At 50.8% G+C, this 236-nt stretch carries 1 protein-coding gene; it reads left to right on the plus strand.

Features of this window, described 5'->3' with window-relative positions:
• Nucleotides 1-236 (plus strand): beta-ketoacyl synthase N-terminal-like domain-containing protein (locus SB658_RS27455; protein ID WP_410603719.1); only part of this gene is annotated, 236 nt, incomplete at both ends.

Here is a 236-nt window from a genome sequence, read left to right on the forward strand (position 1 = left end):
TTTACGGAGCCGAAGAACAGGCGCGCGGAAAATCGCTTGCGCTGACCGGAAATCCGTCATCAATTGCGAACAGGGCTTCCTATGTATTCGGTTTTAACGGTCCGAGCATGGCGCTGGATACGATGTGCTCTTCTTCTTTAACAGCCATTCATCTGGCATGCCAAAGCTTACGGAACGGGGAATGCGAGACAGCATTTGCCGGGGGCGTCAATGTATCCGTTCATCCGAATAAATAT

Source organism: Bacillus sp. SIMBA_008 (assembly GCF_046535495.1).
Lineage (GTDB): Bacteria > Bacillota > Bacilli > Bacillales > Bacillaceae > Bacillus > Bacillus subtilis.